The 22008-nt window shown below is 64.7% G+C and carries 20 protein-coding genes and 1 pseudogene; 7 read left to right on the forward strand and 14 right to left on the reverse strand.

Annotated features, from left to right (window positions below; genetic code table 11):
* Positions 1–44 precede the first annotated feature (44 nt).
* Both LOY37_RS13400 and LOY37_RS13405 read right to left on the reverse strand, forming a co-directional pair.
* The gene (locus LOY37_RS13400; RefSeq protein ID WP_258717154.1) at positions 45–893 is read right to left on the reverse strand and encodes a TauD/TfdA family dioxygenase; all 849 of its coding nucleotides are present in this window, start codon (positions 891–893) and stop codon (positions 45–47) included.
* 13 nt (positions 894–906) lie between these two features.
* Positions 907–1887, reverse strand: a complete 981-nt coding sequence (locus LOY37_RS13405; protein ID WP_045200893.1) for a quinone oxidoreductase — start codon at positions 1885–1887, stop codon at positions 907–909.
* A gap of 188 nt (positions 1888–2075) precedes the next feature.
* On the opposite strand from LOY37_RS13405, the gene LOY37_RS13410 reads away from it, so the two are divergent.
* The 3 genes from LOY37_RS13410 (at position 2076) to LOY37_RS13420 (ending at position 6029) form a co-directional block, all read left to right on the forward strand.
* The gene (locus LOY37_RS13410) at positions 2076–3572 is read left to right on the forward strand and encodes a PLP-dependent aminotransferase family protein (RefSeq protein WP_258717155.1); all 1497 of its coding nucleotides are present in this window, start codon (positions 2076–2078) and stop codon (positions 3570–3572) included.
* A 104-nt stretch (positions 3573–3676) separates the two neighbouring features.
* Complete coding sequence (locus LOY37_RS13415) at positions 3677–4741, forward strand: sugar phosphate isomerase/epimerase (RefSeq protein WP_258717156.1); 1065 nt, start codon at positions 3677–3679, stop codon at positions 4739–4741.
* A gap of 31 nt (positions 4742–4772) precedes the next feature.
* The gene (locus tag LOY37_RS13420) at positions 4773–6029 is read left to right on the forward strand and encodes an MFS transporter (protein WP_123566718.1); all 1257 of its coding nucleotides are present in this window, start codon (positions 4773–4775) and stop codon (positions 6027–6029) included.
* Between the two features lie 8 nt (positions 6030–6037).
* Here LOY37_RS13420 and LOY37_RS13425 read toward each other — a convergent pair whose 3' ends face one another.
* Together LOY37_RS13425 and LOY37_RS13430 are read right to left on the reverse strand one after the other, a co-directional pair.
* Positions 6038–7939: a potassium transporter Kup gene (locus LOY37_RS13425; protein WP_258717157.1), complete on the reverse strand. Its 1902-nt coding sequence runs from the start codon at positions 7937–7939 to the stop codon at positions 6038–6040.
* Between the two features lie 152 nt (positions 7940–8091).
* Positions 8092–8973: a Dyp-type peroxidase gene (locus tag LOY37_RS13430; RefSeq protein WP_258717158.1), complete on the reverse strand. Its 882-nt coding sequence runs from the start codon at positions 8971–8973 to the stop codon at positions 8092–8094.
* 126 nt (positions 8974–9099) lie between these two features.
* Here LOY37_RS13430 and LOY37_RS13435 point away from each other — a divergent pair, with 126 nt between their 5' ends.
* Together LOY37_RS13435 and LOY37_RS13440 are read left to right on the forward strand one after the other, a co-directional pair.
* On the forward strand, positions 9100–10008 hold the full coding sequence (locus LOY37_RS13435) for a bile acid:sodium symporter family protein (RefSeq protein ID WP_258597751.1): 909 nt from the start codon (positions 9100–9102) through the stop codon (positions 10006–10008).
* Between the two features lie 25 nt (positions 10009–10033).
* Positions 10034–10930: a TauD/TfdA family dioxygenase gene (locus LOY37_RS13440; RefSeq protein WP_258717159.1), complete on the forward strand. Its 897-nt coding sequence runs from the start codon at positions 10034–10036 to the stop codon at positions 10928–10930.
* 13 nt (positions 10931–10943) lie between these two features.
* On the opposite strand, the gene LOY37_RS13445 is transcribed toward LOY37_RS13440, so the two are convergent.
* From LOY37_RS13445 to LOY37_RS13465, 5 genes and pseudogenes are all read right to left on the reverse strand, one after another.
* Complete coding sequence (locus LOY37_RS13445) at positions 10944–11744, reverse strand: AraC family transcriptional regulator (protein ID WP_258717160.1); 801 nt, start codon at positions 11742–11744, stop codon at positions 10944–10946.
* Positions 11745–12662 carry a pyridoxal-phosphate dependent enzyme gene (locus LOY37_RS13450; RefSeq protein ID WP_258717161.1) on the reverse strand — a complete coding sequence of 306 codons (918 nt, stop codon included), beginning with the start codon at positions 12660–12662 and terminating at the stop codon, positions 11745–11747.
* Positions 12659–13135 carry a RidA family protein gene (locus LOY37_RS13455; protein WP_258717162.1) on the reverse strand — a complete coding sequence of 159 codons (477 nt, stop codon included), beginning with the start codon at positions 13133–13135 and terminating at the stop codon, positions 12659–12661. The genes LOY37_RS13450 and LOY37_RS13455 overlap by 4 nt, the downstream gene beginning before the upstream one ends.
* 90 nt (positions 13136–13225) lie before the next feature.
* Positions 13226–13690, reverse strand: coding sequence for a sterol desaturase family protein (locus LOY37_RS13460; protein ID WP_258717163.1), 465 nt, complete (start codon positions 13688–13690; stop codon positions 13226–13228).
* Between the two features lie 54 nt (positions 13691–13744).
* Positions 13745–14056, reverse strand: a pseudogene (locus tag LOY37_RS13465) (HlyD family secretion protein); the annotation flags it as partial.
* Between the two features lie 351 nt (positions 14057–14407).
* Here LOY37_RS13465 and LOY37_RS13470 point away from each other — a divergent pair.
* A complete protein-coding gene (locus tag LOY37_RS13470) occupies positions 14408–15115 on the forward strand; it encodes an MgtC/SapB family protein (protein ID WP_045200921.1) in 708 nt (235 codons plus the stop codon).
* Here LOY37_RS13470 and LOY37_RS13475 read toward each other — a convergent pair.
* Complete coding sequence (locus tag LOY37_RS13475; RefSeq protein ID WP_093382866.1) at positions 15112–15324, reverse strand: hypothetical protein; 213 nt, start codon at positions 15322–15324, stop codon at positions 15112–15114. The two genes, LOY37_RS13470 and LOY37_RS13475, sit on opposite strands and share 4 nt — an antisense overlap.
* 191 nt (positions 15325–15515) lie before the next feature.
* Here LOY37_RS13475 and LOY37_RS13480 point away from each other — a divergent pair, with 191 nt between their 5' ends.
* Entirely contained in the window at positions 15516–16427 is a 912-nt protein-coding gene (locus LOY37_RS13480) for a LysR substrate-binding domain-containing protein (RefSeq protein ID WP_045200925.1), read from the forward strand.
* 85 nt (positions 16428–16512) lie between these two features.
* Here the strand turns inward: LOY37_RS13480 and LOY37_RS13485 are convergent, their stop codons facing one another.
* The 4 genes from LOY37_RS13485 to LOY37_RS13500 form a co-directional block, all read right to left on the reverse strand.
* Positions 16513–17553 (reverse strand): ABC transporter substrate-binding protein, encoded by a 1041-nt coding sequence (locus LOY37_RS13485; protein WP_045200927.1) that lies wholly within the window; start codon positions 17551–17553, stop codon positions 16513–16515.
* A gap of 54 nt (positions 17554–17607) precedes the next feature.
* Positions 17608–18990, reverse strand: a complete 1383-nt coding sequence (locus tag LOY37_RS13490; RefSeq protein WP_093382857.1) for an aspartate aminotransferase family protein — start codon at positions 18988–18990, stop codon at positions 17608–17610.
* Positions 18987–20426: an APC family permease gene (locus tag LOY37_RS13495; RefSeq protein WP_195884096.1), complete on the reverse strand. Its 1440-nt coding sequence runs from the start codon at positions 20424–20426 to the stop codon at positions 18987–18989. The genes LOY37_RS13490 and LOY37_RS13495 overlap by 4 nt, the downstream gene beginning before the upstream one ends.
* A gap of 76 nt (positions 20427–20502) precedes the next feature.
* Positions 20503–21996, reverse strand: a complete 1494-nt coding sequence (locus LOY37_RS13500; protein ID WP_408980654.1) for an aldehyde dehydrogenase — start codon at positions 21994–21996, stop codon at positions 20503–20505.
* Positions 21997–22008: the final 12 nt, after the last annotated feature.

Here is a 22008-nt window from a genome sequence, read left to right on the forward strand (position 1 = left end):
CTGTAGTCCTCGGTCTTGTTATTGTCCTGGGGTGTTGCTGGCCTTTAGAAGGTGCGCTCGCCCTTGATGCCGGCGCGGTCCATCTTGCGGTGGCACGCTGGGTAGTCCATCACCGCGTAATGCTGGGTGCTGCGGTTGTCCCAGATCGCCACGCTGTTGGGTTTCCAGCGCCAGCGCACCTGGTACTCGGGCAGGTAGGCCTGGCTGATCAGGTAGCGCAGCAGGTCACTGGCACCGGGGTTGGCGTCCTGGCCGAAACGCACCCGCTGCGGGGTGTGGTAGTTGCTGAAGTGGGTGGTGAAGGCGTTGACGAACAACACCGGCTCGCCGGTGTCCGGGTGGGTGCGCACCACCGGGTGTTCGGCGTCGGGGAACTGCGCCTTGAGCGCCAGGCGTTTTTCCAGCGCCATCGCCGCGCCAAAACTGGCCTCGATGCTGTGCCGGGCGCGCAGGCCCTCGATCCGCGCCTTCACGTCATCCGGCAGGTTCTGGTAGGCCAGCGCCATGTTCGCCCACATGGTGTCGCCGCCCACCGGCGGGCACTCCACACAGCGCAGCACGCAACCCATGGGCGGCGCCTCGCGCCAGGTGGCGTCGGTGTGCCAGGCGTTCTCGTAGCGATCGGCGGGCTGGTCCGGGCGCTTGTAGATCTGCACCAGGCCCGGGTGTTCGGGGTCGCTGCCGGCCACCGGGTGGTTTTCCAGCTCGCCGAAGCGCTGGGCAAAGGCCACATGCTCGGCGCGGCTGAAGGTCTGATCGCGCAAGAACAGCACCCGGTGCTTGAGCAACTGCGCACGCAGCTGCTCGAACAGGTCGTCGTCATCAATTGCATCTGCCAGATTGACCCCGGTGATTTCAGCACCGATGGCGCAGGTCAGTTGTTCGATGTGCATGCTGTTGCCCTCTTCAGATGACGAAGATTGACGAGCCGGTGGTTTTGCGCGCTTCCAGGTCACGGTGGGCCTGAACCGCATCCTGCAAGGCGTAGTGCTGGTTGATCTCGATCTTGATCCGCCCGCTGCTGACATGCTCGAACAGCTCGCCGGCCAGGTCCGCCTTCTCCGCCGGGTCGGCGATGTAGTCGGCCAGGGCCGGGCGGGTCAGGTGCAGCGAGCCCTTGATCGCCAGGATCTGCGGGTCGAACGGCGGGATGGTCCCGGAGGCGGTGCCGACGCAGACCATCAGCCCGCGGCGCTTGAGCGAATCGAGCGAGGCCATGAAGGTGCTCTTGCCAACGCTGTCGAACACCACGTTGACGCCAACCCCGTCAGTCAGCTCGCGCACGCGCTTGGCGACGTCTTCATGGCTGTAGTTGATGGTGTGGCTGCAGCCATGGGCGCGGGCCACTTCGGCTTTGGCGTCGGTGGACACCGTGCCGATCACCGTCAGCCCGAGCAGGCGCGCCCACTGCGAGACAATCAGGCCGACACCGCCGGCGGCGGCGTGCAGCAGCACGCTGTCACCCGGCTTGAAGTCATACAGGCGGCGCATCAGGTAGGCCGAGGTCAGGCCGCGCATGGTCATTGCCGCGGCGGTTTCGAAGGCGATGGTTTCCGGTAGCTTGATCAAGGCTGCCGCCGGAATCAGCCGCTCGGTGCAATAGGCGCCCAGGGTGTTGAGAAAGCCGGTGTAGGTTACCCGGTCGCCCACCGCCACCTGGGTCACGCCCTCGCCCACCGCCTGCACCACCCCCGAGGCCTCGACGCCCATGCCGCTGGGCAGCGGGATCGGGTAGGTGCCGTTGCGAAAGTAGGTGTCGGCGTAGTTCAGCCCCACCGCCACCTGGCGCAGGCGCACCTGGCCCGGGCCCGGCTCGCCGACCTCGGCGTCCTCGTAGCGCAGGACCTCGGGGCCACCGGTTTCATAGAAGCGTACGACTTTGGCCATGCATGTCACTCCAGTCATCCTGACGCCGTGCGTCAATTCTTGTTGACTGGACTCTATGCCCTACGCCAGGCAGGTGCTTCGCATCGGACGACAAGCTGTTTTCATTTGATGACAAGCGCCCTGGGCTGGCCGCCTGGCGGGCTTTCTCGTAGCATGTCCAGGCCCTTCCTAGTGTCTGCGAGAGCTCGATGAAGTCCCCCGCCGGTTTGCTGTTTGCAGGTATCGACCTCGATCGCGACAGCGCCACCCCGCTTTATCGCCAGCTGTACCTGCAGATCCGCAAGCAGATCCTCACCGGCCGTCTGCAAGGGGGCATTCGCCTACCGTCGACGCGCACCTTGAGCCAGGAATTGCAGGTTTCGCGCATCACCCTGCTCAATGCCTTCGACCAGCTGATTGCCGAGGGTTTCCTGGTCTCGCGCACCGGCGCTGGCACCTATGTCGGTGATGAGTGGCAGCGCAGTACCGATGCCGAGCCGTCAGCACCTGCGCCGCCCAAACTGTCGGACCTGACCCAGACGATGCTGTCGCTGCGCAGCGATCATTTTCGCGGGGTGTCCTACGCCCATTGCGGCGATCAGGCGCCGATCTCGTTCCTGCCCAGCCATGGCGCTTTCGAGGCCTTTCCCCAGGCATTGTGGAAACGCCTGCTCAACCGCCACGGCCACAAGCCGAGCAAGGCCCTGCTCGGTTATGGCGAGTTGCAAGGCCTGCAGACGCTGCGCCAGGCCATTGCCGAGTACGTCTTCGACGCCCGCGGTATCGATTGCAGCGCCGGGCAGGTGGTGATCGTCTCCGGCGCCCAGCAGGCCTTCAACCTGCTGGCGATGCTGCTGCTCAACCCCGACGAGCCGCTGTGGATGGAAGACCCGGGGCATATCGCCGCGCGCATCGCCTTTCAGGCCCACGGCTGCCGGGTGGTACCGGTGCGCGTCGATGACCAGGGTATCGACGTGCAACAGGGTATTCGTGATTGCCCCGAAGCGCGCCTGGCCTTCACCACCCCGTCGCGCCAGCACCCGCTGGGCATGACCCTCAGCCACAACCGGCGCCTGGCGCTGATTGCCTGGGCGGCTGCCAGCGGCAGCTGGATCATTGAAGACGATTGCGACAGCGAGCTGCGCTACGCCGGTCGGCAGTTGCCGGCGCTGTATGCCATGGACCAGAGCGAACGGGTGATCTATGTCGGCACCTTCAGCAAGGTGCTGTTCCCCTCCTTGCGCCTGGGCTATGTGATTCTGCCCCAGGCCCTGGTCGAGCCGTTCTGCACCTTGCGCGCAGTGCTCGACCGCAGCCCGCCGACCCTGCTGCAGGCGGTGACCGCCGATTTCATGAGCGAAGGCCACTTCATTGGCCATATCCGCCGCATGCGGGCGCTGTACCAGGCCCGCCAGCAGTGCCTGCTCGAGGTGCTGCAGCGGCGCCTGGGCGGCTTTTTCCAGGTGGCCCCGGTCGAGGCCGGCATGCACCTGATCGCCTGGCTTGCGCCGCAGCTCGATGACCAGGCCCTGGCCCGGCAACTGGCCGAGCATGGCGTGCACACCTACGCCCTGAGCGACTACTGCCTGAACCGCTACTTGCCGCCGGCACTGTTGCTCGGCTTTGCCGGCACGCCACAGGACCAGGCCGAGGCCAAGGTCGAGGCGCTGGTCCAGGCGCTGCGGGCGATTGGCCACCAGGTCTGAAAGTGGCCTTATCAAATGATCCGTAATGGATCTATCGAGTGTTCCTTGCCGGCGCGATAAAGACGGCGCCGGTAGAACCGGTGCCCGCACCAGGAACGACTCGAATGAACACACTACAAGAACGCTTCGCTACGTTACTGAACCACAATGCGCAAGGTGCCCAGGCGCCGCTGCTGACCCGCGAGCTGGCCAGCCGCGTGCTTGAACGCCTCGACCAGGCGCGGCTGTTTGCCCACGCCTATCCGCTGCTGACCAACCTCACCCACGGCCGCGTCACGCCGTTTGACCTGCTCGACTTCGCCTATCGCCATGAACTGGCCGGGCTGAGCCTGCACATGCTCGATGGCGAGCACAACAGCCTGTCGCAGATGAACGCCGGGCAGTTGTGTGCCTTCGCCGAAAAAGCCCGCGCATTGCAACTGGACGTGCACCTGGAAATCAGCAGCACGCGCAAGGCCGACGTCGATGCGGTGGTGGCCGTGGCCAAGGTCATCGGCAGCCGCAATATTCGCGTGTACTCGCGTTATGAAGGCCTGCTCTCGCAGGTCATGGACCAGATCGGTGGCGACCTGCTGTACCTGGCCCGGCTGGCCGATGCCCACGACCTGCATTTTGATTTCGAGCAGCATGAAGAGCTCAAGAGCGACGAGATCGCCCAGTTGCTGCGCCAGGTCAATCATCCGCGGCTCAATGCCCTGTTCGATTTCGGCAACATGATCAATGCCTGCGAGCAACCGCTGCAGGCCCTGCACAACCTCGCCCCGCATATCCGCCAGAGCCACCTCAAGGGCGTGCGGGTGGTGGCCGAAGACCAGGGTTTTGGCCACTGCGGGGTACTGCAGGGCAGCGCCGAGGACGAGCTGCCCGGCGCGCGCATGCTGTTCGAGCTGCTGATGCTCGGTGAACAGCAGCCGCAAGTGATCGCCTTCATCCTCGAACAGGAAAACCACTACCTCGCCCCGGCCTTCCGCCAGCGCAACGAGCCGGCCGACCCGTTCATTGCCTACCGGGAAATGAGCGACACGCCGCTGCCCGCCGGCCTGACCCTCGAGCAGATGCTGGCCGGCGAACAGCGCTGGGCCAACAACCAGGTCAGCTACGTGAAAACCTTGCTGGCCGAGTTGCGCACCCTCGCCGAGTTGACCCTGGCCAGCCCTGCCAGCCTTTGAGCCCCTACCCCACTACGCCTGGAGAATAACAATGACTGCGCAAAACAAGGCCAAATGGTTCAAGTTCCTGATACTGATCCTCGGTGGCGGCACCGTCTACAAACTGGCCAACCTCAAGGATGCGTTCTACGTACCCATGCAGGAGTTCATGGGCCTCTCGCACACCCAGATCGGCTTGCTGCTCAGCGCCAACGCCATCATCGCCACTGGCCTGTTCGTGGTCGGCGGCATGCTCGCTGACCGTTTTGATACCCGCAAGCTGATCCCCCTGGGCCTGATCGGTACCGGCGCCCTGGGCCTGTACCTGGCCACCTTCCCGCCGTTCAGCAGCCTGATGCTGGTGTTCTGCCTGCTGGCGGTGTGCGCCGACTGCATCTACTGGCCGGCGCTGCTCAAGGCCATTCGCGGCCTGGGCAACGACCAGGAACAAGGGCGCATGTTCGGCCTGCTCGAAGGCGGCCGCGGGGTGGTCGACACCCTGGTGGCGTTTAGTGCGCTGGGCGTGTTCGTTGCCCTGGGCAGCGGCGAACACGGCCTGAAAGCGGCGATCCTGTTCTACGCGCTGATCGACATCGCCGCCGGGGTGCTGACCTGGTTTTTGCTCAAAGGCAATCAGGCCCAGGCCCAGACCAGCGCCAAGAACCCGCTGGCCAACCTTATGGAGGCAATCAAGGTGCCGGCGATCTGGCTGGTCAGCTTCAACGTGTTCATGGTCTACATCGTCTACTGCGGCCTGACCTACTTCATCCCCTACCTGAAGGAAGTCTACGGCCTGCCGGTGGCACTGGTCGGCGCCTACGGCATCATCAACCAGTACATGCTGAAGATCCTCGGTGGGCCGGCGGGCGGGTTTATCGCCGACAAGCACTTCAAGAGCCCCAGCCGCTACCTGAAGTGGGCGTTCCTGGCGCTGCTGCCGATGATGGCGATCATCCTTCTGGTGCCCAAGAGCCCGGGCTTCATCTATGCCGGCATGGCCGCGACGCTGTCGTTCGCCTTCATCGTGTTTTCCATGCGCGGGGTGTTCTGGGCGCCGATGGGTGAAGTCGGGATCGCCCCGCACATCACCGGTTCCGCCTTTGGCATCGGCTGCCTGATCGGCTATGCGCCGGGGATGTTCGCCTACGTCGGCTACGGCGCGCTCCTTGACCACTTCCCCGGCCAGCAAGGCTACAACTATGTGTTCGTCGCCATGATGCTGCTGGCGTTGATCGGCTTTGCCATCGCCAGCCGCCTGCAGCGCCTGGTGCGCAAGGCGGCGCCGCTGGCCACAGCGGCCACCGCCTAGGGCCTGGGCTACATCTCGACCTGGGTGCCCAGCTCGATCACCCGGTTCAGCGGCAGGTTGAAGTACTTGAGGTTGCTGTTGGCGTTCTTCAGCAAGAACGCGAACAGCGCCTCGCGCCAACGCGCCATGCCGATGCGCCTGGTCGGGATCACCGTCTCGCGGCTGAGGAAGTAGGTAGTCACCATCGGGCTGAAATCCAGCTCCTTGAGGTGGCACAGTTGCAGCGCCGCCGGTACGTCGGGTTCTTCGATAAAACCGAAGTTGAGGTTGACCCGATAGAAGCCCTCGCCAAAGGCCTGTACTTCAAAACGCTGGGCCACCGGCACCCGCGGCCGGTCCTGGGACACCACGGTGAGCAGCACCACCCGCTCGTGCAACACCTGGTTGTGCAGCAGATTATGCAGCAGCGCGTGGGGCACGGCGTCGGCGCGGGCGGTGAGGAACACCGCAGTGCCCTGCACCCGGTGCGGCGGTTGCGCAGCCAGGCTGCTGATGAACAGCGGCAGCGGCAAGGCCGATTCGTCGAGGCGCTCGACGATGATCTTGCGTCCGCGTTTCCAGGTGGTCATCAGAATGAACAAGGCGATACCGGCGATTACCGGGAAGGCGCCGCCCTGGAAGATCTTCGGCGCGTTGGCGGCAAAGTACAGGCTGTCGACCAGCAAAAAGCCCAACAGCAACGGCAGCGCCAGCCAGCGCGGAGCCTTCCACAACAGCAGTACCACCGCCGAAGACAGCAAGGTGGTGATCAACATGGTGCCAGTGACCGCCACGCCATAGGCTGCCGCCAGGGCGCCGGACGACTCGAAGCCGATCACCAGCAGCACCACGCCGACCATCAGCGCCCAGTTCACCGTGCCGATGTAGATCTGACCCTGCTCCTGGCTTGAGGTGTGCTGGATGAACATGCGCGGCACGTAGCCCAGCTGAATCGCCTGGCGCGTCAGCGAGAAGGCGCCGGAAATCACCGCCTGGGAGGCAATGATGGTCGCCAGGGTGGCCAGGGCGATCATCGGCAGCAGCGCCCAGTCCGGGGCCAGCAGGTAGAACGGGTTGCGGACCGCCTCGGGGTTGCCGAGGATCAGCGCGCCCTGACCGAAATAGTTGAGTACCAGCCCCGGCAGCACCAGCAGGATCCAGGCGCGGGCAATCGGCTTGCGGCCGAAATGGCCCATGTCGGCATACAGCGCCTCGGCGCCGGTCAGGGCCAGAACCACCGCGCCAAGAATCGCCACGCCCATGCCCGGGTGGACGATAAAGAAGTTCACCGCCCAGGCCGGGTTCATCGCCAGCAGCACTTCCGGGCGCTGGACGATGCCATAGATGCCCAGCGCGCCAAGCACGCTGAACCACAGCACCATGACCGGGCCGAAAATGATCCCGATGCGTGCGGTGCCATGCTTCTGGATCAGAAACAGCGCCACCAGCACCACCACCGCCAAGGGCACGACCCAATGGTCGATGCCGTCAAAGGCCAGTTGCAGCCCCTCCACCGCCGACAGCACGGAAATCGCCGGAGTGATCATGCTGTCGCCGTAAAACAAGGCCGCGCCAAACAGCCCGAGCAGCACCAACACCCGGCTCAAGCGCGGGTACGGCGCCGCCGCCCGCCGCGCCAGGGCGGTCAGGGCCATGATCCCGCCTTCGCCCTGGTTGTCGGCACGCAGCACGAACAGCACGTACTTGATGGTCACCACCCAGATAAGCGACCAGAACACCAGCGAGAGGATGCCGAGCACACCGTCATGGTTGGCCTGCACGCCGTAGTGACCGGCGAAGACCTCTTTGAGGGTGTACAGCGGGCTGGTGCCGATATCGCCATAGACCACGCCGGCGGCGGCGATCAACAGGCTCAGTGACGAAGTTTTTACGGGGGAATGGGCGCTTGCGGAAGTTGCGGCTTGGCTCACGGTCAGACGTCTCGAAGAAATGCGCCGGCAGTATGGCTTTGTGCTTGACGCACCTTCGTAAAAAGTCCGTAAAATTTTCTTACACTTGTACGGGCCTCATCGCGGGTCAAGCCCGCTCCTACAGGTCTGCATCGACTTGACCCGCGATCGATCTACCGCCCGAGCACAGCGCTCAAATCCAACCCATGCTCGCCCAGCGGCGGGCACCAGTAGTAGCCGCCAGTCAGCGGCCGGCTGAAGCGGTACAGGGCATCGACCACGCCATCTTCCAGGCCGCTCATGCGCCGCAGCTGCACTTCGAACGCATCAAACGAGTGACCGAAGGCCAGGAACGCCAGGCCGGCACCACGCTCGTCTGCCCAGGGCATCGAGCGGCGGACGATAAAGGCCTCGGGGGCGAAGCTTTCCTGGGCGGTGCGCTTGACGTGGGCCGACTCCGGCGCGTCGTCGAGCTCTTCGTTGTCGGCCTTGCGCCGGCCGATGATGTCGTCCTGTTCGGCTTGCGGCAAAGCTTTGAAACAATTGAGGTCATGGCGCCACAGCTGGAACGCGGCAAAGCTCGAACCGTTCAAGCCTGGTACCTCGCTGGCAAGGATCGCCGCTTCGACGGCGGCGTCTTCCACCGGGTTCTCGGTGCCGTCTTCATAGCCGGTCAGGTCGTGGCCGCTCTTGTGGCGGAAGGCATCGGTGGCCTCGACCCGTTTCAAGGCCGGGGCCAGCAGTTGCTCAAGCGCCTGGCTGTGCAGCCACAGCTCGCCACGGTCGTCACCGCGCAGCCACAGCCACAGGTCGTGCTGGGTGCAGGGGTTGTCGACTGCCGCGGTCAGCTGCGGAAACCCGCGCAGGCCGTCGATGCTGCCACCCAGGGCCTGCACCAGCGGCGCGCCGAAACCGGCTACCACACGGCTGCCATCAACCTGCTGCAGCAGCGCATCGAGCACGCCCGGCAATGCAGCGGGCGAGTGCAAGGTGAAGAACAGGTGGCGGGCCTGGGCGGGAACGGGGGCGGCGAGAATGCCTGGCTGAAACTGCATCGGGTATCGGGTCCTGGGGCAAAAGCGGCGATGCTACTGTTTGCCGGGCATAAACCGCAACATCTGTAATGGATATCGAAATCCTTGCCTACACTGGCGGACACCGCCTTCTTGTGAGTCCGCGCCATGACTGCATCGCCCTTGCTCAGTGCCTTCCTGCCCATCGCCCTGGGTTTCATCATGCTCGGCCTGGGGCTGACCCTGACCCTGGCCGATTTTGCCCGGGTGGTGAAGTTCCCCCGGCCGGTGCTGATCGGCCTGGCCTGCCAGATCCTGCTGCTGCCGTTCATTTGCTTTCTGATCGCCAAGGGCTTTGGCCTGGCCCCTGCTTTGGCGGTCGGTCTGATGCTGCTGGCCGCATCCCCTGGCGGCACCACCGCCAACCTGTTCAGCCACCTGGCCCATGGTGACGTAGCCTTGAACGTGACCCTGACGGCGGTCAACTCGCTGATTGCGATCCTGACCATGCCGCTGCTGGTCAACCTGTCGCTGGCCTACTTCATGGCCGCCGACCAGGCCATCCCGCTGCAGTTTGCCAAGGTGCTGCAGGTGTTTGCCATTGTCCTGGTGCCGGTGGCCATCGGCATGCTGATCCGCCGCCTGGCGCCGGGCTTTGCCATGCGCATGGAGCGGCCGATGAAGATCATCGCCGCGCTGTTTCTGGTATTCACGATTGTCCTGGCAATGGTCAAGGACTGGCAGACCGTCGTCGACTATGCCCCGGTGGTAGGCGGCGCGGCGCTGCTGTTCAACCTGCTGAGCCTGGGCGTCGGCTACTGGCTGCCACGGCTGCTGAAAATCCCCAAGCGCCAGGCGATTGCCATCGGCATGGAGATCGGCATCCACAACGGCACCCTGGCCATTGCCCTGGCGCTGAGCCCGACCCTGCTGAACAACTCGACCATGGCCATACCGGCGGCAATCTACAGCTTGATCATGTTCTTTACGGCGGCAGGCTTTGGCTGGTGGGTGAGCCGTGGACATGACCCCGACCCGGTTGCAGCCGCGGTGCGCGATGAACTGCAATCCCGATGACAGCAGGCCCACACGAGTGTCCGTCATGAGCGAATTCATCTACTGCCATCCCGACCACAACCGCGCAGCCGATTACCGCCACTTGCGCGTCTTGCCCAGCACCGGCGCCCTCGGTGCCGACGTCGAGGGCCTCGACCTGAACCGCCTGGAGGACGCAGGCTGGGTAGAACTGCGCCAGGCGCTGCTGGCGCACAAGGTATTGTTCATTCGCGAGCAGAACCTGCGCATTGCCGACCTTGAACGGGTCACCCGACAGTTCGGCGAATTCGGCCGCGAGCCCTACGTGACTACCATGGTTGACCATCCGCACGTGGTGCACGTGGTCAAGGAGGCCGACGAGAAGGCGCCCTTCGTGTTCGGTGGCGCCTGGCACAGCGACTGGACCTTCCAGCAGCGCCCGCCGGCCTACACCCTGCTCTACGGCCACGACATCCCGCCTTACGGTGGCGATACCTGCTACGCCAACCTGGCACTGGCCTATCAATGGCTGTCAGCGGGCATGCAGGCGCTGCTGGACACTCTCGATGCACTGCACAGCCCCGAGCGGGCCTACGGGGTCGGCGCCAACCACAACGCCCTGCTGGAAAACATGGCCATCCACTATGGCAGCGACACCTCGCAGGACATGCGCAGCCACCCGCTGGTGACCCGTCATCCGCAAACCGGCGAGAAGGTGCTGTTCATCAACCCTGCCTACACCGTTGGCATCCAGGGTTTGCGCAGCGAAGAAGCCAGGCCGCTGCTCGACTACCTGTTCAACCTGGCCAGCGCACCCGCTTTTACCTGCCGCATGCGCTGGCGTCAGGGAACCCTGGCGATCTGGGACAACCGCAGCACCTGGCACCTGCCGATCGCTGACTACCATGGCATGCGCCGCGAGATGTTCCGGACCACGGTTGCCGGTGATGTGCCCAGGCGCTGAGAATACGCCCGGGTTAGCGCTTAAGCACCTTCAGGCCCCGCGGTGGCGCGCCGTAAGTGCGGCGAAACAGGCGGCTGAAATGGGCCTGGTCGTAGAAGCCCAGGTCCAGGGCAATTTCACTCAAGGGCTGCCCGGCCAGCACCCGCGGCAAGGCCCGCTCCAGACGCAGGTGGGTCAACCATTGCTGGGGCGGCAAGCCGCAGTGATTGCGAAAGCGGCGCAATAGCTGCCAAGGGCTCAAATCAACGAATGCAGCCATTTCTTCCAGGCTCGGCGGCTGATCCAGGCGCGACTCCAGCCATTCACGCAACTGCCGCCAACGCTGTGGATCAAAACCGTTGCTGTGCTCGTTCACTTTGAGGGTGGAACCCAGCCCGAACAGCAGCGCCAGGGTTTCCCACAGGTGACTTGCAAACGCCAGCGGGTCGTGCTGCTGGTGCAAACCATTAAGCAGCTGCTGCAACTGCGGGTGGCGCAGTTGCAAGGCATTGAGGTTGGGCAGGCCCTGGCGGCCGTCGCTCAGGTCACGGCTGACCTCGGCCAGCCAGCCAGGATCGAGGGTCAGGATACGGATGCCGTAGCCCTGGTCATCGGCACTGGCGCCGTCGTGCACGTGCTCCGGGGCCATCAGCAGGATGTCCCCGGCCCCGGCCAGCTGGCGTGTGCCGCCGGCGGCGTAACGCTGCTGGCCGGTGACGATCAGGCCGATGTGGTACTCCAGGTGAAAATGCCGGGGAAAGGCAAATTGCTGGTAACGGGCATCGATCAGGCGTACGCCTGGATGCCCGGGAGCCTGATGGACGACGCTATCCAACTAGCAGGCCGCGCGCCATTGGCGGATCTGGTCGAGGGTTGCGGTGACGCCGCCACACACGATCACCAGCACCTTCTGGTGCTGCTTGAGCTCGGCCGTGGGCGCGTACGCCAGGGCCAGGGCTGCACCGCAGGCGGGCTCGACCAGGATGCGCTGGTCGAGCAGGAACTGCTCGCAGGCCTCCAGCGCCGCCTGGTCACTGACCACATGGCTGACCACCGGCCGCTCCTGGCTCCACTCGAAGGCGCGCTGGCACACTTGCTTGGCCGCCAGCGAAGTGGCCACGGTGTTGACCCCGTCCAGCGCCACCAGCTGCTTTTGCGCCATGGCCGCGGCCAGCGATGCGGCGCCGCTGGTTTCTACGGCAAACACCGGCACCTGGCCCCAGCCGTTGCGCGCCAGGCCCTCACAGACCCCCGACAACAAACCACCGCCGCCGACCGCGACCACTACCGCATCGGGCTTGAAGCGGGTAGCGGCGACCTCGTCGATCATGCTCGCGTGGCCTTGCCACAGCAGCGGGTCGTCGAAGGGGTGGATATAGGCGTCATCCTCGCCCATCAGCGACAGCGCCAGGGCATTGGCCTCGTGCCAGGCCTTGCCATGCACGATCACCTCGGCCTGCTCCTGACGAATCAGTTGCTTGGCCCGCTCGGTGGTGGTCTCCGGCACCACCACGGTCACCGCCAGGCCGAGAATGCGCCCGGCCACGGCCACGGCGATACCGGCATTGCCGCCCGAAGACGACACGAAGCGGCGCTTGCCCTGCTGGGCATAGGCTTCACAGGCAGCGCCGATGCCGCGCAGCTTGAACGAGCCGGAGGGCTGCAGCGCGTCGAGCTTCAGCCAGACCTCCAGGCCACTGGCCAGGCTCAACGGCCGGGAAGCCACCAGCGGGGTTTCGATGTGCAGGCTCATAAGGTTTCTCCACTGGTCAATTCAACGATCAGTTCTATTTCGACACAGGCGCCCAGCGGGATCTGGCTGGCACCGAAGGCGCTGCGGGCATGCTTGCCGCGCTCGCCGAAGACTTCTTCGAACAGCTGCGAGCAGCCATTGGCGACCAGGTGCTGTTCGCTGTACTCACTGCTGCTGTTGACCAGGCACAGCAGCTTGACCACTTTGTGGATGCGGTTCAAGTCGCCGGTGGCGGCGAGCAAGGTGCCGAGCAGGTCGAGGCCGACCATTCGCGCGGCTTTTTGCCCGGTGGCGGTGTCCAGTTCGCGGCCAAGCTGGCCGACCCAGGGGGCCCCGCCCTGCTTGGCGATATGCCCGGAAATGAACAACAGGTTACCGCTCTGCACCCACGGCAGATAAGCGGCAGCCGGCGGGCTGGGCGGCGTCAGGGTGATGCCCAGTTGTTCGAGGCGCTGATAAGGGGATACGGGCATGGCAGGTGGCCTTGAGGTGGGAACCTGGCCAGCCTACTGCTACTGGGTTGTCGGAATCTTGTATGAAATTGCGCGCAGAGCCTATGCACTCTACCTGCGGGAGCGCGCCCGCAGTTGCTGCTTCAAGCGACGCAGCGGCGGCGCATACAAAAAGCCGAACGAGACATTGTTGTCCCGCCCCTTGAGCGCGTGGTGGAGCAGGTGCGCGCGGTACAAGCGCTTGAGGTAACGGTTGCGCGGCCGTGGCGCAAACGGCCAGTGGCGGTGGACGATGCCGTCATGGACGATCACGTAGATCACCCCGAACGCCGCCACGCCCGCCCCCACCCACTGCAACGGCGCATGCCCGGCGCGGCCGATGGCCACCAGGGCCAAGGCGATCAGGGCCAGGGCCAGCAGATAGACGTCGTTGGTTTCCAGCGCCCCCAGGTGCGGCTCATGGTGCGAGCGATGCAGGAACCAGCCCCAGCCGTGCATGATGTAGCGATGCGCCAGGTAGCCGATGCCCTCCATGGCCGTCAGGGTGCAGAGAAATACAGCGAGGTTGAGGATCATGCGTCGAGCTTCGCGTGGCTGGGCAGAAACGCCGCAAAGCCTACCACCTCGACCCTATTCGCGCACCGTCACCGTCGCCGTGGTACCGGCCCGCAGGTCGGCTTTGCCGGCAAAGCCTGGGTCGATGTCGATGCGCACCGGCACCCGCTGGGCCAGCTTCACCCAGGTGTAGCTGGGGTTGATGTTGGCCAGCAGGCGGTTGCCAGGGGCGTTTTCGCGGTCGGTGATGGCGTAGGCGATGCTCTGCACCGTGCCCTGGAAGCGTTCGCCGCTCATCAGGGCGATGTCGACCTTGCTGCCCGGGTGGATGCGCGGCAGCTTGGTTTCCTCGAAATAGCCGCTGATATGGAACGAGCCGCTGTCGATGCACTATTTGTCATGTTTTTACCCTTGACCCTGCGCTGCCCGAGGGTTAGTTTCTCGCCCGCATTTTTGCATGCCTACACAGGAGTCCTGCATTGGACAGTAGCCCTAGTCGATTGCGACAGGTCCACACGGCGCGCTAGTACAGCAGGTTCCCCCTGTCACTGGCACGCCGAACATGGCGGTCAGTGGCGATTCGCATCCCTTGTGGATGACAAATCCTCATTCTCCTTCCCGCACACCTTGCACCTTCACCGGTGTTGAAGGCCCGTGGCCCTGCGCATTCTCTTTGTTCACGTACATCGCCCACTGGCGATGACAACGCGGCGTATTGCCGTGGATTCGAGGTTTGCTATGGATTGGAAAGTATTTCTGCTGCGCGTCACCGTCGCGCTGGTACTCGGGGCGCTGATTGGCGCCGAACGTCAACTGCGTCAGCGCCTGACCGGCCTGCGCACCAATGCCCTGGTCAGCACCGGCGCCTGCCTGTTCGTGCTGATGACCCAGGCGGTGCCGGGCATGGCCGCCACCGACGCTTCACGGGTTGCCGCCTATGTGGTCTCGGGCATCGGCTTTCTGGGCGGTGGTGTGATCATGCGCGACGGCCTCAACGTACGCGGGCTGAACACCGCTGCGACGCTCTGGTGCACCGCCGCCATTGGCGTGCTGTGCAGCCTGGGGCTGTTGCTGGAGGCGGCGCTGGGCAGCTGCGTGGTGCTCTGCGCCAATATCCTGCTGCGCGACATCGCCCAGCGTCTGAATCATCAGGACGTGCTGCCGGCCAACGAGGCCGAGCAGCGCTTCGAGGTGCGCATCACCTGCCGCGCCGAGGATGAAATCCAGGTGCGCAGCCTGATGCTGCACAGCTTCGGCAACGGCGGCCTGCGCCTGCAGTCGCTGCACAGTGAAGACCTGGCCAACCCGGCCAAGCTGGAAGTACGCGCCGAGCTGATGGGCAGCCCCGATGCGCCCACCCAGCTGGAACGCCTGGTCAGCCGGGTGAGCCTGGAGAAAGGCGTCAGCTCGGTGCGCTGGCAAGTGCACGAGCTGAGCGCCGATTAGCGGCGTTCGTCCGACAGCGGGGTCGGCTGGTCGGGTTCGGGCAGGCGATCGTCCAGGGGCTGGTCGTCGGGCACCCGCTCGACGTCCTCGGGCTGGTCGCGCCGCTGCGGGTCAGAGACATTCGGGTCGCTGAGCGGATCGTGCTCGCGTTGCGGGTTGTTCAGCGGATCTTTCCACAGGGGTTCATCGTCGGGACGTGGCTGGCTCATGGCAGTTACCTCGCAAGAGCGGCGCAAGAAATGCGCGCCGTACAGGTTCGAGGCTGTGCGCGGGTCCGCAGTGCCACCCAGGCGATCAACGGCAGGCCCGGGTAAATATGCTCAATGGCCAGCAAAATCCGCTGCAGCACCGGGCCGTCCTGGGGGTATCGTGTAGCAAAATAATCAGCCAGAGGTGCACTGTGGCGTCCTATACCTTGCGTCAACTGAAGTATTTCGTCACCACCGTTGAATGCGGCAGCGTCGCCGAGGCGTCGCGCAAGCTGTACATCGCCCAGCCGTCGATTTCGACGGCGGTCAAGGGCCTGGAAGACAGCTTCGGCGTGCAGCTGTTCATCCGCCATCACGCCCAGGGCGTGTCGCTGACCCCCGGTGGCGCACGCTTCTACCGCAAGGCCCAGGAACTGCTGCGTATGGCCCGCGAGTTCGAGCAGAACGCCCTGGCCGACAACGACGTGGTCTGTGGCCAGATCGACATCGGCTGCTTCGAGACCGTCGCCCCGCTCTACCTGCCGCGTTTGATCGCAGGCTTTCGCCAGCGTTTTCCGGGGGTGGAGATCCGCCTGCAGGACGGCGAGCAGCAGGAATTGGTGCAAGGCCTGACCGGCGGGCGCTTCGACCTGGCGATCTTCTACGAACATGACCTGGACAGCACCATTGAAACCGAAGCCCTGACCGCGCCCCAGCGCCCCTATGCGCTAGTGCCGGCGGGCCATCGCTTTGCCGGGCAGAAGCAGGTCTCGATCAGGGACCTGGCGCTGGAGCCGATGATCCTCCTCGACGTGCAGCCCAGCCGCACTTACTTCGTGAGTATTTTCGAAGAACTGCAGCTGAGCCCGAACATCGTCTTCAGCTCACCGTCGATCGAGATGGTCCGCGGCATGGTCGGCCAGGGCTTTGGCTTTGCCCTGCTGGTGACCAAGCCCCATGGCCACAGCACCTATGATGGCCAGGAAGTGGTCTGTGTGGAGATTGCCGAGGATGTCACCGGCTCCGCGCTGGTGGCCGGCTGGCTCAAGCGTGCGCAGCTGACCAAGCCTGCGCAGTTGTTTGTCGATTACTGCAAGGAGCAGTTTGCTGCCTGGCTGGCTTAGGGTTCTACAGCATCGCGGGTCAAGTCGAGGCGTCGCACCGCCGCTCCCACATTATCTGTGGGAGCGGGCTTGACCCGCGATGAATTCAGCGCGCAGCCCAGGCGTTGAAGCGCTGCTCCAGCTCCTCGCCATGGTCCACCCAGAACCCGGCATCCACCGCCCGCGCCCCGGCCAGGTTGGCCTCGGCGGTCGGCAACTGTTGCTGGACATTCGCCGGCAGCAGCTTCAGCGCCTCGCGGTGCACCGGCCCGTAGGGAATCTCCTCGGAAAACACCTTCTGGGTCTGTGGCTGGCTGGCAAAGGCAATGAAGTCCTCGGCCAGGGCCTTGTTCGGCGTGCCCTTGACCACCGCCCAGTATTCCGGGTCGTACAGGCTTTGCGGCCAGACGATACTGAGCTTCATGCCCTCCTTCTGTGCCGAGGCGATCCGGCCGTTGTAGGCCGCGCTCATGACCACGTCACCGGCAATCAGCCACTGCGCCGGTTGCGCGCCGGCTTCCCACCACTGGATATTGCCCTTGATCTGGTCCAGTTTGGCAAAGGCGCGGCTCACCCCTTGCGGCGTACCGAGCACTTCATACAGCTGCTCGGGCTTGACCCCGTCGGCGAGCAAGGCGATCTCCAGGGTGTACTTGGCACCCTTGCGCAAGCCGCGCTTGCCGGGGAAGTCGGCAACGTTCCAGAAGTCGGCCCAGGAACTCGGCGCCTTGGCCAGCTTGCCGTTGTCGTAGGCCATGACCATCGACCAGACGTAGGTGGCCACCCCGCATTCGCTCAGGGTACCCGGGACGAACTGCGCCGGGTCGCCGAAGCGCGCCGGATCGAGACGCTCGAACAGGCCTTCGTCACAGCCGCGCAACAGCTCCGGGCTCTCGACCTCGACCACGTCCCAGCTGGTATGGCCGACATCGACCATGGCCTTGATTTTCGACAGCTCACCGTTGTACTCGCCGGCAACCACGCGTCCTGCGCCGCTGGCGTTGAAAGGTTGGAAGTAGGCCTTGTCCTGGGCCTGCTTGGTGGCGCCGCCAAAGGAGATGACGGTGAGGTTCTGCGGCGCAGCCGACACCGCGCTGCACAGCACAACCAGGGCAAAGGGAACACAGCAACGCAAGGATCTGGACATGAAGCGGTTCCTCTAATAGGCCGGCACGCCCGCGCGCGCCGGCCACTTTTGGGTTTACAGGCGACCGAATTCGCGGGCGGTACGGTCTACAGCGGTACGGGTCTTGTCGACCAGTTCATCGATGTCGGCGTGGCTGGCCACCAGGGCCGGGGCCATGATCATCCGGCCCAGGGTCGAGCGAATGATCAGGCCCTCTTCAAAACCGAGGGTGCGGCAACGCCAGGCCATGTCGTTTTCGTTGGCAAAGCGCTTGCGGCTGGCCTTGTCTTCGGCGAACTGCAAGGCCGCAACCAGGCCTGCGCCCTGCACCTCGCCAATCAGCGGGTGGTTGCCGAACACTTCGCGCAGGCAACGCTGCAGGTAGGGGCCGGTCTCGTGCTTGACGCGGCTGACGATGCCTTCGTCGCGCAGCGCCTTGAGGTTGGCAATTGCTACCGCTGCCGCCACCGGGTGACCGGAATAGGTCAGGCCGTGGGCGAATACCCCGCCCTGCTCCACCAGCACCTCGGCCATGCGTTTGGACAGGATCAGGCCGCCCATGGGGATGTAGCCGCTGGTCAGGCCCTTGGCGATCGACAGGGTGTCGGGCTCGAAACCAAAATGCTGGTGGGCGAACCACTCGCCGGTACGGCCAAAGCCGCCGATGACTTCATCGGCGCACAGCAGCACGTCGTACTGCCGGCAGATGCGCTGAATTTCTGGCCAGTAGCTTTCTGGCGGGAAGATCATGCCGCCGGCGCCCTGGAAGGGTTCGGCAACAAACGCGGCGACGTTGTCGGCGCCAAGTTCGAGGATCTTCTCTTCCAGTTGGCGCGCCGCGCGCAGGCCGAATTCGGCCGGGGTCAGGTCGCCCTCGTGGGCAAACCAGTACGGCTCGTCAATGTGCGCAACATCGGGGATCACCCCGCCCATGTCATGCATGAACTTCATCCCGCCCAGCGCTGTGGCGCCCAGGGTCGAGCCGTGGTAGCCGTTCCAGCGGCCGATCATGATCTTCTTCTGCGCCTTGCCGAGGATCTGCCAGTAGCGGCGCACGGTACGGATCAGCACCTCGTTGGCTTCGGAGCCGGAGTTGGTGTAGATCGCGTGGCTGTAGTGCGCCGGCAGCAGGCTGAACAACAGCTCCGAGAGCTCGACCACCGCCGGGTGGGTGGTGTGGAAGAACATGTTGTAGTACGGCAGCTGCTCCAGCTGCTGGCTGGCGGCTGCGGCCAGGTCCTTGCGGCCATAGCCGAGGTTGGTACACCACAGCCCCGACATGCCGTCCAGGTAGCGCTTGCCGTCGTTGTCCCACAATGCCAGGCCTTCGCCACGGACGATCACCCGCGGGCCTTCAGCGTTCAGCGCCTTCTGGTCGAGAAAGGCATGAATGTGGTGCGCGGCATCCGCTGCCTGGTAATCGCCGGTGCTACGGGCAGGTTTGACGTGAGCGGTCATTGCGAATCTCCTTGCGGGTCTTTATCGGTTTGAGTGCCCAGCACGCTTGCCAGCGGCTCGGGCTTGAACAGTGGCTTGCCCATCACGCCCTTGATCCACAGCACGGCGATGATCGAGACGATCAGCAGCACCAGGCCTGCGTAGGCAAAAATCGAAAAGGTCATGTCCGGGCTGGGCGAGACGTTCCAGATCGCAAACAGCATGCCGGCGATGCCAAACAGCTGCGGCAGCGGGTAGAACGGCGTGCGGAACGGCCGCGCCACCTGCGGGTAGCGCCGGCGCAGGGCAATGACGTTGACGTGGGTGATGATGTAGGCCAGCAGCCAGGCCAGGGCGGCCGACAACAGCAGCTGATTGATGGCATCGGCATGGTCGTGCATCAGCAGCAATGGCAGGCCGGTGACCGCGGCAATGAACAGCACCGCCACCCAGGGCGCGCCGGTGCGCTTGCCCTGGCGCTTGAACACGCCGAAGGCCTGGCCGTTGCGGGCCATGCCATAAAGCATGCGCGGGATCGCCGCCAGCGAACTGTTGAGGGTGCTGCAGGTGGCGGTGATCGCGGCGGTAACCAAAAACACTTTGCCGGCTTCCCCGAACACCGTGGTGGCGAACAGGTAATGCGGCAGGCCGTTGCTGGCCAGCTCCGCCTGCGGCACGGTGAGCAAGGCGCCCAGGCCGTACAGGCAGATGATCACGAAGATGATGGTCAGGCCGAGCATCATCGAGCCCGGGATGTTGCGCTCCGGGCGGCGGGTTTCTTCTACCAGCGGGCAGACGAACTCGGCGCCGACAAAGCCCCACACCGCCATCGCGGTCAGGGCGATCACCCCCAGGCCCAACGGGTTCCAGTGGGCGCTGTCGAACAGCGCCGGGTTGGGCGCGACGATGTCGCTGTTCATCGCGCTCAGGCCCATCACCAGCAGCACCACGGTCATCACCACCGCCAGCACGGTTTGCAGGCGGGCGAAGATGTCGATGTTGAACAGGTTGAGCACAGTGAACAGCGCCAGTACACCCAGGGCCACGGTAAGCGGTGGCATCGAGTGTGGGTAGACCTTGTCGATGATGAACTCCATCAGCAACAGCTCGGCCGACAGCGCGAACATCGCCACCACGATATAGCCGGAAAAGGTCGCGAGGATCGCCGGGAACTGGCCGATGGCGACTTCGGTGTAGCTGCTCAGGCTGCCGGCGCGGGGGATCATCAGCGCCAGTTCCGAGAACGAACAGGCGTAACTCAGGGCCAGCAGGTAAGCCAGGCCCAGCGGCACGATAAAGCCCAGGCCGGCGATGCCGACGCCTTGCAGCATCAGCACCATGACGCCCTGGGACACCACCAGGCCGATGGCCACCGCCAGCAGCGCGGTAAGGCCGAGTTTCTTGCGACTTGCTGGCGGCGCCAGGGCGCCGGTTTGCACGCTTGCATTGCTGTTCATCGGGTGCTCCGAATTGTTGTTATTAGGTGTTGCCTGTGCTGGCCTCATCGCGGGTCAAGCCCGCTCCCACAGGCCATCAGCCGCGCAGCTGAATCCAGGTCGTTTTCAACTGCGTGTACTTGTCGAACGAATGCAACGACAGGTCGCGGCCAAAGCCCGACTGCTTGCCGCCGCCAAAGGGCACGCAGACGTCCAGGGCATCGACGGTATTGACCGACACCGTGCCGGCATTCAGCCGCCGGGCGACGCGGTGGGCGCGGTTGAGGTCGTCGGTCCACAGCGACGCCGCCAGGCCATAGATGTGATCGTTGGCCATGGCCACCGCCTGGTCTTCGTCATCGAACACGCTGACCGCCAGCACCGGGCCGAACACTTCTTCGCGGGCCAGGGTCATGTCGGCGGTGACGCCGGTAAAAATCGTCGGCTCGATGAAGTTGCTCGAACCGTCGAAACTCAGCTGTCGACCACCACACACCAGTTGCGCGCCTTCAGCCTGGGCCTGCTCGATGTAGTGCATGATCCGCTGCGCCTGGCGGCTGTCGACAATGGCCCCGGCGCGGCTTGCCGGGTTCAGCGGGTTGCCCGGCAGCCACTGGCGCGCCTTGACGATCAGCCGCTCGATGAACGCGTCGGCGATCGAGCGCTGTACCAGCAGGCGCGAGTTGGCCGAGCAGACTTCGCCCTGGTTGAAGAAGATGCCGAACGCGGCTTTCTCGGCCGCCAGGTCCAGGTCCTGGCAATCGGCGAACACCAGGTTCGGGCTCTTGCCGCCGCATTCCAGCCACACCTGCTTGAGGTTCGACTGCGCGGCGTATTGCATGAAGTACTTGCCGACTTCGGTGGAGCCGGTAAACACCAGGGCATCGACGTCCATGTGCAGGCCCAGGGCGCGACCGGCCTCCTCGCCCAGCCCCGGCACCACGTTGAGCACGCCCTTGGGCAGGCCCGCTTCAATCGCAAGCTCTGCCAGGCGCAGCGCCGAGAACGGCGACTGCTCGGCGGGCTTGAGCACCACGCTGTTACCGGCGGCCAACGCCGGGGCGAGTTTCCAGGCGGCCATGTCCAGCGGGAAATTCCACGGCACCACCGCCCCGATCACCCCCAGCGGCACGCGGGTGATGGTCGCCAGGGCATTGCTGGCGGTCGGCGCCACCTGGTCGTAGAGCTTGTCGAGGCTTTCGCCGTACCAGGTGAACACCTGGGCCGCGCCCGGCACGTCGATGTTCCAGGCATCCATCACCGGCTTGCCCATGCTCAGCGAGTCGAGCAAGGCCAGTTCGGCGCGGTGCTCGAGCATCAACTGCGCCAGGCGCAACAGCACGGCCTTACGCTCGCCGGGCGCCATCTTTGCCCAAGGGCCTTGTTCGAAGGCCTGGCGGGCGCTGCGCACGGCCAGGTCAACCTCGGCCTGGCCGCAAGCGGCGACCTGGGCCAGCAATGTGCCGGTGGCCGGGTTGATCACCTCGAATCGTGCGCCGCTTGCGGCCTGACAGGCCTCGCCTTGAATAAATGCGCTGTCGATCAGGCGCTGCTGTTGCGCCAGGCTGGTCCACTGGTTGAAATCGTTCACTGCAGACTCCTT

The organism is Pseudomonas sp. B21-012 (assembly GCF_024749305.1).
Lineage (GTDB): Bacteria > Pseudomonadota > Gammaproteobacteria > Pseudomonadales > Pseudomonadaceae > Aquipseudomonas.

Bases quoted from the DNA above. Each gene is read 5' to 3' on its own strand.
- LOY37_RS13430 (WP_258717158.1), bottom strand. From the start codon at position 8,973: ATGCAGTTTCAGCCAGGCATTCTCGCCGCCCCCGTTCCCGCCCAGGCC.
- LOY37_RS13435 (WP_258597751.1), top strand. From the start codon at position 9,100: ATGACTGCATCGCCCTTGCTCAGTGCCTTCCTGCCCATCGCCCTGGGT.
- LOY37_RS13405 (WP_045200893.1), bottom strand. From the start codon at position 1,887: ATGGCCAAAGTCGTACGCTTCTATGAAACCGGTGGCCCCGAGGTCCTG.
- LOY37_RS13470 (WP_045200921.1), top strand. From the start codon at position 14,408: ATGGATTGGAAAGTATTTCTGCTGCGCGTCACCGTCGCGCTGGTACTC.
- LOY37_RS13475 (WP_093382866.1), bottom strand. From the start codon at position 15,324: ATGAGCCAGCCACGTCCCGACGATGAACCCCTGTGGAAAGATCCGCTG.
- LOY37_RS13450 (WP_258717161.1), bottom strand. From the start codon at position 12,662: ATGAGCCTGCACATCGAAACCCCGCTGGTGGCTTCCCGGCCGTTGAGC.
- LOY37_RS13460 (WP_258717163.1), bottom strand. From the start codon at position 13,690: ATGATCCTCAACCTCGCTGTATTTCTCTGCACCCTGACGGCCATGGAG.
- LOY37_RS13440 (WP_258717159.1), top strand. From the start codon at position 10,034: ATGAGCGAATTCATCTACTGCCATCCCGACCACAACCGCGCAGCCGAT.
- LOY37_RS13420 (WP_123566718.1), top strand. From the start codon at position 4,773: ATGACTGCGCAAAACAAGGCCAAATGGTTCAAGTTCCTGATACTGATC.
- LOY37_RS13495 (WP_195884096.1), bottom strand. From the start codon at position 20,426: ATGAACAGCAATGCAAGCGTGCAAACCGGCGCCCTGGCGCCGCCAGCA.
- LOY37_RS13485 (WP_045200927.1), bottom strand. From the start codon at position 17,553: ATGTCCAGATCCTTGCGTTGCTGTGTTCCCTTTGCCCTGGTTGTGCTG.
- LOY37_RS13490 (WP_093382857.1), bottom strand. From the start codon at position 18,990: ATGACCGCTCACGTCAAACCTGCCCGTAGCACCGGCGATTACCAGGCA.
- LOY37_RS13415 (WP_258717156.1), top strand. From the start codon at position 3,677: ATGAACACACTACAAGAACGCTTCGCTACGTTACTGAACCACAATGCG.
- LOY37_RS13400 (WP_258717154.1), bottom strand. From the start codon at position 893: ATGCACATCGAACAACTGACCTGCGCCATCGGTGCTGAAATCACCGGG.
- LOY37_RS13410 (WP_258717155.1), top strand. From the start codon at position 2,076: ATGAAGTCCCCCGCCGGTTTGCTGTTTGCAGGTATCGACCTCGATCGC.
- LOY37_RS13455 (WP_258717162.1), bottom strand. From the start codon at position 13,135: ATGCCCGTATCCCCTTATCAGCGCCTCGAACAACTGGGCATCACCCTG.